The organism is Meridianimarinicoccus marinus (assembly GCF_040689105.1).
In the GTDB taxonomy this organism is placed as follows: domain Bacteria; phylum Pseudomonadota; class Alphaproteobacteria; order Rhodobacterales; family Rhodobacteraceae; genus Meridianimarinicoccus; species Meridianimarinicoccus marinus.
The window spans coordinates 48,402-60,498 of the sequence record NZ_JBFBVU010000010.1; the positions used below are offsets into that span (position 1 = coordinate 48,402).

Genomic DNA, 12,097 nt, shown 5'->3' on the forward strand with positions numbered 1-12,097 from the left:
CCTTAGGCGGAGTATTGTTTACCAGCGGTAATGGCTGAACGCTTTGTTGGCGTCGGCCATCTTGTGGGTGTCTTCACGCTTTTTCACGGCGGTGCCACGACCGTTCACGGCGTCCATCAGTTCGCCGGCCAGACGCTCTTCCATCGTGTTCTCGTTGCGCTTGCGGGCGGCAATGATGAGCCAGCGGATGGCCAGGGCCTCACGGCGCTCGGGGCGCACTTCGACGGGCACCTGATAGGTGGCACCACCCACACGACGCGACCGCACTTCGACCGACGGCTGGATGTTTTCCAGAGCTTCGTGGAAAACCTCGACAGGGGCCTTCTTCAGCTTGGCTTCAACCCGGTCGAAAGCATTGTAGACAATGCGCTCGGCGGCGGATTTCTTGCCGTCGATCATCAGGTTGTTCATGAATTTGGTCAGCACGCGATCGCCATATTTGGCGTCGGGCAGAACTTCGCGCTTTTCGGCAGCGTGACGGCGGGACATGTGCGTCTCTCCTTACTTGGGGCGCTTGGCGCCGTATTTCGAGCGGCGCTGCTTACGGTCTTTGACGCCCTGGGTATCCAGAACACCGCGCAGGATGTGGTAACGGACACCGGGAAGGTCTTTTACACGGCCGCCACGGATCAGGACCACCGAGTGCTCCTGAAGGTTGTGGCTTTCACCCGGAATGTAGCTGATGACTTCGTAGCCGTTGGTCAGACGCACCTTGGCCACCTTCCGCATGGCCGAGTTCGGCTTCTTGGGCGTGGTGGTGTAGACGCGCGTGCAGACGCCGCGCTTCTGGGGGCAGGATTCCAAGTGCTGCGACTTGGAGCGTTTCACTTTCGGCTGCCGCGGTTTGCGGATCAGCTGTTGGATCGTTGGCATTCCGGTTCGTACTCCGCTTTGCTCATCGTTCGTCTTGTCGGTGCACGCCAAGACGACGCGCGGTTCAATTCTTGTTTCGTGGCGCCGCCCGTTTGGTGTACGGACAAGCGAAAAAGCCGCTCCCGCCTCCTGCATTCAGGGGCGATGCGGCGGGTTCCAGAGGATCGGAGCGGCTGGCGCTCGGATCATGACCACGACTAATCTTGGGTCAGGACAGGGAAAACCCCACCCGATTGCGCGGCGTATAGACAGAGTCGCGGGGGGTGTCAACATCCAGCGGCGGCTCTGCGCGCCGGATCACGCACGACGGCTTCGGCGGCGGGCCTGATGTTCGCGATACAGGGTGAATCCACCGGTGGCGAGCACGATGGCCGCCCCCACCATCGTCAGCAGATCCGGGCGTTCGCCAAGGAAGAGCACCCCCAGCAGAAGCGCCCAGAGCAGGCCGGTGTAGCGGAAGGGCGTGACGAAGGCGATCTCGCCCACCTGCATGCAGCGCACCGCCAGAACATAGGCCGCCGCCGAGAACATCGCCGCCGCCACGATGCCCGCCCACAGCGGCGGGGTCGGCATCTGCCAGGTCACCGCCGGGCTGATCACCGCCGCCGCCAGCAGCACCGCGATGGCCCCGCACAGCGCCGTCAGGATCGGCGAGAAATGCGCCGGCACGCGGCGCGCGGTCAGGTCGCGCAGGGTGAACCCCGCCACCGCCGATAGCCCCGCCAGCGACCAGATGTCGAAGACCTCGGTGCCGGGCCGGATGATGATCATCACCCCGCCAAAGCCGATCAGGATCGCCACCAGACGCCGCCAGCCCATCGGCTCCTTCAGGAACACCGCCCCGGCCAGCGCCACCGACAGCGGCCCTGCCTGGATGATCGCGGTGAATGTCGACAGGCTGAGGTGCTGCAACGAGATCAGCACGCTGAAGGCGGTCCAGATCTCGGCAAGGCTGCGCAGGGCCACCAGCGCCCAGCCACGGCGTTCCAGCCGCAGAAGCTGCACCAGAAGGCCGCCCTGAATGGCCAGCGCCAGCAGGATCAGCGCGGTCACGCCGCTGCGCAACACCAGGATCTGCGCCACCGGCAGGGTGCCGGCCATGGCCCGCATGCAGGCGTCATTGCCGACGAAGGCCGCCATCGACAGGGTCATCAGAAACGCGCCGCGCAGGTTGCGGCTGGCAACAGAGCTGTCTTCGGCCAGAACAGGCACGGCAGGGTTCCCTGGATGGTCAGGCAGGCCCCGGAGGCCCGCCAATGAAAAACCCCGCCCAATCAGGGCGGGGTTCGTTGTGCGTGTCAGCGGGCGATCAGAACTCGCCGCGTTCCGGGGTTTCCACCAGATTGTCGCTCGGGGCGTCCCCGAAGACATCGCCCAGACCGTCGCTTTCCGGCGCCTGCAGCGCCAGTGCCGCTTCGGCCTCGGCCTGCTTCTGCTCGATGACCTTCTGGTCGCGCTCGCCGGCAATGCGGCGCACGCGCTGGCTGGCACCGCCGGTGCCGGCCGGGATCAGACGGCCCACGATGACGTTTTCCTTCAGACCGATCAGCTTGTCGCGCTTGCCCTGAACCGAAGCTTCGGTCAGCACGCGGGTGGTCTCCTGGAAGGACGCCGCCGAGATGAACGAACGGGTCTGCAGCGACGCCTTGGTGATCCCCAGAAGGATCGGCTCCGCCTCGGCCGGGCGACGTCCGTCGGCCAGCGCCTTGTCGTTCATTTCGTCCAGTTCGGCCTTGTCGACATGCTCGCCCTTCAGCAGCGTGGTCTCGCCGCTGTCGAGGATCTCGAACTTCTGCAGCATCTGCCGCACGATCACTTCGATGTGCTTGTCGTTGATCTTCACGCCCTGCAGACGATAGACGTCCTGCACTTCGTTGATCAGATAGTCGGCCAGCGCCTCGATGCCCATGATCCGCAGGATGTCGTGCGGCGCGGGGTTGCCATCCATGATGTAGTCGCCCTTCTGGACGAAATCGCCCTCGACGACCGGGATGTGCTTGCCCTTGGGCACCATGTATTCCACCGGCTCCAGATTCTCATCTGCGGGCTCGATGGTGATCCGGCGCTTGTTCTTGTAGTCGCGGCCAAAGCGGACGTAGCCGTCAATCTCGGCGATGATGGCGTGATCCTTCGGACGGCGGGCTTCGAAAAGCTCGGCCACCCGCGGCAGACCCCCGGTGATGTCCTTGGTCTTGGCGCCTTCGCGCGGGATCCGCGCAACCACGTCGCCCACATGGACATCCTGGCTTTCCTCGATCGACAGGATCGCGTCCACCGACATCGGATAACTGACCGGATTGCCGGCGTCGTTGCGCACCGGTTCGCCTGTCTCGGGATCCATGATGATGATCTCGGGCTTCAGGTCGCTGCCTTTCGGCGCCGACCGCCAGTCCGAAACGATCTTCTGGGTCATACCGGTGGCATCGTCGGTGTCTTCGCGCACCGAGATGCCGGAAACCAGATCGACGAATTTCGCCTGACCGCTCTTCTCGGCGATGATGGGAAGCGTGTAGGGGTCCCATTCATACAGCTTGTCGCCACGGCCTACGGTGGCCCCGTCCTTGACCAGGATCTTGGTGCCGTAGCCGATCTTGAAGCTGGCCCGTTCCTCGCCGTCGCTGCCGATGATCGCCATCTGCATGTTCCTGCCGATGGCAATGGCTTCGCCGCTGGAGTTGGTCACGAGCGCCGGGTTGCGGAACTCGATCTTGCCCTCGGCACCGGCTTCCTGGAACGACTGCTGGCCACCCTGTGCAATACCGCCGATGTGGAAGGTCCGCATCGTCAGCTGGGTGCCCGGTTCACCGATCGACTGGGCCGCGATGATGCCCACCGCTTCGCCCTGGTTCACCAAGGTGCCGCGCGCAAGGTCACGACCGTAGCAGGCCGCGCAGACGCCCTCGTCCGCTTCACAGGTCAGCGGGCTGCGGATGCGCATCTTGGCCACGCCCGCGCTTTCGATCTGATCGGCACGCCGTTCGTCGATCAATTCGCCCGCCGCCACGATCACCTCTTCGGTGCCCGGCACGTGAACGTCATCTGCCGCCACACGGCCCAGCACACGCTCGCCCAGGGTCGCCACGACTTCGCCGTCGTTGACGGCCGCCTCGGCGGTGATCGCCTTGTCGGTGCCGCAATCATGCGAGCGCACGATGCAGTCCTGCGCCACGTCCACCAGACGACGGGTCAGATAGCCCGAGTTCGCCGTCTTCAACGCCGTATCCGCAAGGCCCTTCCGGGCGCCGTGGGTCGAGTTGAAGTATTCAAGAACGGTCAGACCTTCCTTGAAGTTCGAGATGATCGGCGTTTCGATGATCGAGCCGTCGGGCTTGGCCATCAGGCCGCGCATCCCGCCCAGCTGTTTCATCTGTGCAGGCGAGCCCCGCGCCTTGGAGTGGGCCATCATGTAGACCGAGTTCGGTTCCTGCTCGACCCCGTCCTCGACCCGCACGGCGGAAATGTCGGCCATCATGGCGTCGGCCACGGTGTCGGAACACTTCGACCAGGCGTCGATGACCTTGTTGTACTTTTCGCCCTGGGTGATCAGGCCGTCCATGTACTGCTGTTCGAACTCCTTGACCTGGTCGCGCACGGCATTGACGATCTCCCACTTGCTGTCGGGGATCACCATGTCGTCCTTGCCGAAGGAAATCCCGGCCTTGAACGCCTCGCGGAAGCCCATGGTCATGATCTGGTCACAGAAGATGACCGACTCCTTCTGGCCGCAATAGCGGTAGACGGAGTCGATGACCTGCTGAACCTCGCCCTTCCGAAGAAGGCGGTTCACCAGATCGAAAGGCGCCTTGGCGTTCAGCGGCAGCAGGTCGCCCAGCAGCACGCGGCCCGGCGTGGTTTCGTACCGCTTGTAGACCTCAAGCCCGTCCTCGCCGATCTGCTTGATCCGCGCGGTGACCTTGGCGTGCAGATGCACCTCGCCGGCGTCCAGCGCATGACGCACTTCGTCGACGTCGGCAAAGACCATGCCCTCGCCCTTCATGCCGGCGCGCTGCAGGGTCACATAGTAGAGACCCAGCACCATATCCTGCGAAGGCACGATGATCGGCGCGCCGTTGGCGGGCGACAGAACGTTGTTCGTCGACATCATCAGGACGCGCGCTTCCAGCTGGGCCTCAAGGCTCAGCGGCACGTGCACGGCCATCTGGTCGCCGTCGAAGTCGGCGTTGAAGGCCGAACATACCAGCGGATGCAGCTGGATGGCCTTGCCTTCGATCAGCTTAGGCTCGAACGCCTGAATGCCAAGACGGTGCAGCGTCGGCGCCCGGTTCAGCATGACGGGATGCTCGCGGATCACCTCGTCCAGGATGTCCCAGACCTCGGGACGTTCCTTTTCCACCAGCTTCTTGGCCTGCTTCACGGTGGAAGACAGCCCCTTGGCTTCAAGACGCGAATAGATGAACGGCTTGAACAGTTCCAACGCCATCTTCTTGGGAAGACCACATTGGTGCAGCTTCAGCTCCGGCCCGGTCACAATCACCGACCGGCCCGAGAAGTCGACGCGCTTGCCCAGAAGGTTCTGGCGGAAGCGGCCCTGCTTGCCCTTCAGCATGTCGGACAGCGATTTCAGCGGACGCTTGTTGGCGCCGGTGATGACGCGGCCACGGCGGCCGTTGTCGAACAGCGCATCCACGGATTCCTGCAGCATCCGCTTTTCGTTGCGGATGATGATGTCCGGTGCGCGCAGCTCGATCAGCCGCTTCAGGCGGTTGTTCCGGTTGATAACGCGGCGGTACAGGTCGTTCAGGTCCGAAGTCGCGAAACGGCCACCATCCAGCGGCACCAGCGGGCGCAGTTCCGGCGGGATGACCGGTACAACGGTCAGGATCATCCATTCCGGGCGGTTGCCGGATTCCAGGAAGCTCTCAACCACCTTCAGGCGCTTGATGATCTTCTTGGGCTTCAGTTCGCCCGTGGCTTCCTTCAACTCGTCGCGCAGGGTGGCGGCTTCGGATTCCAGGTCGATCTGGGACAGCATATCGCGGATCGCCTCGGCGCCGATACCGGCGGTGAAGGCGTCCATGCCATAGGCGTCCTGGGCATCCATGAACTCCTCTTCCGACATCAGCTGACCATAGATCAGGTCGGTGAGGCCGGGTTCGATCACCACGTAGTTCTCGAAATAGAGGATGCGTTCCAGATCGCGCAGTGTCATGTCCAGCATCAGGCCGATGCGCGACGGCAGCGACTTGAGGAACCAGATATGCGCCACCGGCGAGGCCAGTTCGATATGGCCCATCCGCTCGCGGCGAACCTTCTGCAAGGTGACTTCCACGCCGCATTTCTCGCAGACGACGCCGCGATACTTCATGCGCTTGTATTTGCCGCACAGGCATTCGTAGTCTTTGATCGGACCGAAGATGCGCGCGCAGAACAGGCCGTCACGTTCGGGCTTGAACGTCCGGTAGTTGATGGTTTCGGGCTTCTTGATCTCGCCGTAGGACCACGAGAGGATCCGTTCGGGAGAGGCCAGCGACACCTTGATCTCGTCGAATTGCTTCGGCGGGGTCAGCGGGTTGAACGGGTTGGTCGAGAGTTCCTGGTTCATTGAGTTTCCTCAGAATACGGGCGTTTTGGGGGAGTGAAGGCGGGGAGATCCCCGCCCTGCCGGGCTGCGTCGGGCGGGGGTTGCCCCGCCGCCGCCGGCCTTATTCCTCGCCCTCCGCGTCCAGGAGTTCCATGTTGAGGCCCAGACCCCGGACCTCCTTGACGAGAACGTTGAACGATTCCGGCACGCCGGCTTCGAAGTTGTCCTCGCCCTTCACGATGCTTTCATAGACCTTGGTCCGGCCTGCCACGTCATCCGACTTGACGGTCAGCATTTCCTGCAGGGTATAGGCGGCGCCATAGGCCTCCAGGGCCCAGACCTCCATCTCCCCGAAGCGCTGACCACCGAACTGCGCCTTGCCGCCCAGCGGCTGCTGGGTGACCAGCGAGTACGGGCCGGTCGAACGCGCGTGGATCTTGTCGTCCACCAGGTGATGCAGCTTCAGCAGGTACTTGATGCCGACGGTGACCTTCCGCGCGAATTGCTCGCCGGTGCGGCCATCGAACAGTTCCGACTGACCGGACTGGTCGAAACCGGCCCGTTTCAGCGCGTCGTTGACGCCTTCCTCGCGCGCCCCGTCGAAGACCGGGGTTGCGATCGGAACACCGCGGGTGACATTGCCCGCCGCTTCCAGCAGCTGCTCGTCGTCCATGCCGGCGATGCCTTCGTCATAGACATCGTCGCAATAGGCCAGGCGCATCGCGTCGCGCACCGGGGTCATGTCGCCGGTCCGGCGATAGTCGCCAAGCGCCTCGTCGATCTTCAGGCCCAGTCCACGGCAGGCCCAGCCCATGTGGGTTTCCAGGATCTGCCCGACGTTCATCCGCGACGGCACGCCGAGCGGGTTCAGAACGAAGTCGACCGGAGTCCCGTCCGCAAGGAACGGCATGTCTTCCATGGGAACCACGCGCGAGATCACGCCCTTGTTCCCGTGGCGACCGGCCATCTTGTCGCCCGGCTGCAGCTTGCGCTTCACCGCGACGAAGACCTTGACCATCTTCATGACGCCCGGCGGCAGGTCGTCGCCACGACGCACCTTCTCGACCTTGTCCTCGAAGCGGGCTTCCAGGGCACGGCGCTGGTTCTGGTACTGCTCGTTGAGCGCCTCGACGATCTTCGCCTCGGCCTCGTCTTCCAGCGCCAGCTGCCACCACAACCCCTTGGACAGGGTGCTGAGCAGATCCGGCGTGACTTCGGACCCAGGCTTGATGCCTTTCGGACCCTTCACGATCACCTTGCCCATGATCTGCGTGCGCAGGCGGGCATAGATGTTGCGCTCGAGGATCGCCATTTCGTCGTCCCGGTCACGGGCCAGACGTTCGACTTCCTCGCGCTCGATCTGGATCGCGCGTTCGTCCTTGTCCACACCGTGACGGTTGAAGACGCGAACTTCCACGATGGTGCCGTAATCCCCCGGCGGCAGACGCAGCGAGGTGTCGCGCACGTCCGAGGCTTTCTCGCCGAAGATGGCGCGCAGAAGCTTTTCTTCCGGCGTCATCGGGCTTTCGCCCTTCGGAGTGATCTTGCCGACCAGAATATCCGCCGGGCCAACCTCGGCCCCGATATAGACGATGCCCGCTTCGTCGAGGTTGCGCAGGGCTTCCTCGCCGACGTTCGGAATGTCGCGGGTGATCTCTTCCGGCCCCAGCTTGGTGTCACGGGCGGCGACTTCGAATTCCTCGATATGCACCGAGGTGAAAACGTCATCCCGCACGATGCGTTCCGAAATCAGGATCGAGTCTTCGTAGTTGTAGCCGTTCCACGGCATGAAGGCGACGACGACGTTCTTGCCGAGCGCCAGTTCCCCCATGTCGGTCGACGGACCGTCGGCGATCACCTCGCCACGGGTCACTTCCTGTCCCACCTTCACCAGCGGGCGCTGGTTGATGCAGGAGTTCTGGTTCGACCGCTGGAATTTGCGCATCCGGTAGATGTCGACACCCGGATCGCCCGGTGCCATGTCCGAGGTGGCGCGGATCACGATCCGGGTGGCGTCCACCTGGTCGATGATGCCCGCGCGCTTGGCGACAATGGCCGCGCCCGAGTCGCGGGCCACGATTTCCTCGATCCCGGTGCCGACCAGCGGCGCCTCGGCCTGCAACAGCGGAACGGCCTGACGCTGCATGTTCGACCCCATCAGGGCGCGGTTGGCGTCGTCGTTTTCCAGGAACGGAATCAGCGAGGCCGCAACCGACACCAACTGCTTGGGCGACACGTCGATCAGGTCGACGTTTTCGCGCGGCGCCATGGTGTATTCGCCTGACTGGCGGGTGTTCACCAGGTCGTTCACGAAGTTGCCGTTTTCATCCAGCGTCGCGTTGGCCTGCGCCACGGTGTGACGCATTTCCTCGGTCGCGGACATATAGACCACGTCATCGGTCACATGACCTTCGACAACCCGGCGATAGGGGGTTTCGATGAAGCCGTACTTGTTGACGCGAGCGAAGGTGGCCAGCGAGTTGATCAGACCGATGTTCGGGCCTTCCGGCGTCTCGATCGGGCACATCCGGCCATAGTGCGTGGTGTGAACGTCGCGAACCTCGAAGCCCGCACGTTCGCGGGTCAGACCGCCCGGCCCAAGCGCCGACAGGCGGCGTTTGTGCGTCACTTCCGACAGCGGGTTGGTCTGGTCCATGAACTGCGACAGCTGCGACGAGCCGAAGAATTCACGCACCGCGGCCGCGGCCGGCTTGGCGTTGATCAGATCCTGCGGCATCACCGTGTCGATCTCGACGCTGGACATACGCTCCTTGATGGCGCGCTCCATGCGCAGCAGGCCGACGCGATACTGGTTTTCCATCAGTTCGCCGACCGAGCGCACCCGGCGGTTGCCGAGGTGGTCGATGTCGTCGATGTCGCCCTTGCCGTCGCGCAGTTCCACCAGCGCCTTGATGCAGGCGACAATGTCTTCCTTGCGCAGCGTGCGCTGGGTGTCTTCGGCGTTCAGCGCAAGACGCATGTTCATCTTCACCCGGCCCACGGCGGACAGGTCATAACGCTCGCTGTCGAAGAACAGCGTGTCGAACAGGGCCGAGGCGGCTTCGACGGTGGGCGGCTCGCCCGGACGCATGACACGGTAGATGTCCATGAGCGCCGTGTCGCGGTTCATGTTCTTGTCCGCGGCCATGGTGTTGCGGATGTAGGGACCGACGTTGATGTTGTCGATGTCCAGCACCGGGATTTCGGTGATGCCCGCATCCATCAGCTCTTTCAGCGAGCCGCCGTTCACTTCCCCGTCCTTGCCCAGTTCCCAGGTCAGCTCATCGCCGGCTTCCACGTAGATGGCGCCGGTTTCCTCGTTGATGATGTCCTTCGAGACGTATTTGCCGACAATCATGTCGAAGGGCACCAGAAGTTCGGTGACATTGCCTTCGTCGATCAGTTTCTTGACGGCGCGCGGCGTGACCTTCTTGCCGGCTTCGGCGATGACTTCGCCGGTGGCCGCATCCACCAGATCAAAGGTCGGACGGGTGCCACGAACGCGTTCCGGGAAGAACTTCGTCACCCAGCCCCGGCTGCTTTCCAACTTGTAGTTGACGGTGTCGTAGTAGGCGTCGCAGATGCCTTCCTGATCCATGCCAAGGGCATAGAGCAGCGTCGTCACCGGCAGTTTGCGGCGACGGTCGATACGGGCAAACACGATGTCCTTGGCGTCGAATTCGAAATCCAGCCACGAGCCGCGATAGGGGATGATGCGGCAGGCAAACAGCAGTTTGCCGCTGGCGTGGGTCTTGCCCTTGTCGTGATCGAAGAACACACCCGGCGAACGGTGCATCTGGGAAACGATCACGCGCTCGGTGCCATTGACCACGAAGGTGCCGTTCGGCGTCATGAGCGGCATGTCGCCCATGAACACGTCCTGCTCCTTGATGTCCTTCACCGACTTGGCGCCGGTATCCTCGTCCACATCGAACACGATCAGGCGCAGGGTCACCTTCAGCGGCGCGCTGTAGGTCATGTCGCGCTGCTGGCATTCCTCGACGTCATACTTGGGCTTTTCCAGCTCGTAGGAGACAAATTCCAGAACGCTGGTTTCGTTGAAATCCTTGATCGGGAAGACCGACTGGAACACGCCCTTGATGCCTTCGCCGTCCAGCGGAACATCGCTGTCGCCGGAGCGCAGGAACAGGTCGTAGGACGATTTCTGAACCTCGATGAGGTTCGGCATTTCCAGGACTTCGCGGATCTTGCCGTAATATTTGCGGAGTCGTTTCTGGCCGATATAAGTCTGCGCCATAAGTGCCGTTGCCTTTCGTTTCACCGGAATACCGCCACCGCCGGGGCCACGGGGCGCATCCCTGAAACATCGAAACGGTCGGTCCATGCCTGGCGCCCTTCCCACGGGGTGCCTCCCGACCTTTGACCGCTCCTTGGAGAACCCCTGTCATCAGGGCCTCGCCAAGACGCGGATAGCTGGACCCGGAATATCTCCGGGCCCAGCCAATCTTGATCCTTACGGGCCAGCCGACCCGACGGATTACTTGAGCTCGATCTCGGCGCCGACTGCTTCCAGCTTCGCCTTGATGTCTTCGGCTTCTTCTTTCGAAACCTGCTCTTTGACAGCTTTGCCGCCAGCTTCGACCAGCTCTTTGGCTTCTTTCAGGCCAAGACCGGTGATGCCGCGAACTTCCTTGATGACCTTGATCTTCTCGCCGCCAGCGGCTTTCAGGATCACGTCAAATTCGGTTTGCTCTTCGGCAGCTTCGCCACCGGCGTCGCCGGCCGGGCCAGCCATCATGACAGCGCCGCCAGCGGCGGGTTCGATGCCATACTCATCCTTCAGGATGGTTTTCAGTTCTTGTGCTTCCAGCAGCGTCAGGTTGACGATTTGCTCAGCAAGTGCTTTCAGATCAGCCATTTTCTCTGTTCCGTATCTTTAGATGTGTTCCAACGTGCGATGATGTCCACACGCGGGATCTCACGCGGCCTCGCCGCGCTCTTCGATTGTCGAAAGGATGCTCGCGATGTTCGAAGCAGGTGCGCCAATCGCACCGGCGATGTTCGAAGCGGGCGCGCCGATGCAGCCGACGATGGAGGCAATAAGCTCCTCGCGCGACGGCATTTTCGACACGGCTTCAACACCAGCCCGGTCCAGGATCGTCTCGCCCATTGCCCCGCCAAGGATTTCGAATTTCTTGTTGTCCTTGGCGAAGTCCTCGGCCACCTTGGCTGCTGCCACGGGGTCCTCGGAATAGGACAGTACGGTCATGCCCGTAAGTAGCTCACCCATGCCTGCGCAGGGTTTGCCCTCGAGGGCGATCTTGGCGAGCCTGTTCTTGGCAACACGCACGGACGCCCCGGATGCGCGCATGCGCCCCCGAAGATCCTGCATCTCGGCAACCGTGAGACCCGCGTAGTGTGCAACCACTACAACGCCAGAGCTTTCGAAGATCTGGCCGAGTTCATCGACCAATTTCTCTTTCTGGGCTCTATCCACAGTTTCACTCCAAGTTTGAGAGGTTGCCCCCTCGGCTCACTTCTGCCGGGTATCCCCGGCGTTCGGGTCCTCAACTCAGGGTCCCGAGCAGATCGCCCGAGGGCCGCACGCGGCTCTCAGAGAAATGTCTCGTTCCCCATCTCGGGAAGGAAATTAAGCCCCGCTTCTGCGGCCTTGCGGCCCAGTCAGCGACACACCCTCCGTCTCGGACAGGACAGGGCCTG

General features: G+C 62.8%; 7 protein-coding genes. All 7 read right to left on the reverse strand.

Going from position 1 to position 12,097, the window contains the following annotated elements; genetic code table 11:
- Window positions 1-18: 18 nt before the first annotated feature.
- Window positions 19-489, reverse strand: coding sequence for a 30S ribosomal protein S7 (rpsG, locus tag AB0T83_RS09800; protein ID WP_366192849.1), 471 nt, complete (start codon window positions 487-489; stop codon window positions 19-21).
- 12 nt (window positions 490-501) lie between these two features.
- Entirely contained in the window at window positions 502-873 is a 372-nt protein-coding gene (gene rpsL, locus AB0T83_RS09805; protein ID WP_008331617.1) for a 30S ribosomal protein S12, read from the reverse strand.
- Window positions 874-1,170: 297 nt separating this feature from the next.
- A complete protein-coding gene (locus AB0T83_RS09810) occupies window positions 1,171-2,085 on the reverse strand; it encodes a DMT family transporter (protein ID WP_366192850.1) in 915 nt (304 codons plus the stop codon).
- Window positions 2,086-2,182: 97 nt separating this feature from the next.
- Window positions 2,183-6,436, reverse strand: a complete 4,254-nt coding sequence (rpoC, locus tag AB0T83_RS09815; protein ID WP_366192851.1) for a DNA-directed RNA polymerase subunit beta' — start codon at window positions 6,434-6,436, stop codon at window positions 2,183-2,185.
- A gap of 100 nt (window positions 6,437-6,536) precedes the next feature.
- Entirely contained in the window at window positions 6,537-10,673 is a 4,137-nt protein-coding gene (rpoB, locus tag AB0T83_RS09820) for a DNA-directed RNA polymerase subunit beta (protein ID WP_366192852.1), read from the reverse strand.
- A 240-nt stretch (window positions 10,674-10,913) separates the two neighbouring features.
- Window positions 10,914-11,294 carry a 50S ribosomal protein L7/L12 gene (gene rplL, locus AB0T83_RS09825; RefSeq protein ID WP_366192853.1) on the reverse strand — a complete coding sequence of 127 codons (381 nt, stop codon included), beginning with the start codon at window positions 11,292-11,294 and terminating at the stop codon, window positions 10,914-10,916.
- A gap of 60 nt (window positions 11,295-11,354) precedes the next feature.
- Window positions 11,355-11,873 (reverse strand): 50S ribosomal protein L10, encoded by a 519-nt coding sequence (gene rplJ / locus AB0T83_RS09830; RefSeq protein ID WP_366192854.1) that lies wholly within the window; start codon window positions 11,871-11,873, stop codon window positions 11,355-11,357.
- Between the last annotated feature and the right edge of the window lie 224 nt (window positions 11,874-12,097).